Annotated in this window: 1 pseudogene; it reads right to left on the bottom strand. The window is 65.9% G+C overall.

The annotated features are described in order from the left end of the window. A pseudogene (locus AB3X94_RS42255) lies at positions 1-255 on the bottom strand (EmrB/QacA family drug resistance transporter); the annotation flags it as partial.

Raw genomic sequence — 255 nt, 5'->3', positions numbered from 1 at the left:
GATCGCCGTCAGCGGCGTAAAGAACAACGCGGTCGGGATGCCTTGCAGCAGCGTCGGCAGCACGAGGGTCCACGCGTCTACGCCGGTCGTATAGTTCGAGCGCATGAAAAACACCGCAGCGAATCCGACGAACGCAAGCGTGGCGAGCACCCGCATGTCCGAGCGCGGCATGATCTTGCCCATCACCGGCGCGAGGATCACGGCGAAAATGCCGAGCGGCGCGGTCACGAGCCCCGCATCCACCGCCCGGTAGCC

It is taken from the genome of Paraburkholderia sp. BR10923 (assembly GCF_040948765.1).
GTDB classification, from domain to species: Bacteria; Pseudomonadota; Gammaproteobacteria; order Burkholderiales; family Burkholderiaceae; genus Paraburkholderia; species Paraburkholderia youngii.
Note: the sequence above shows the minus strand (reverse complement) of the source record. Positions and strands in the feature narration are given on the sequence as shown.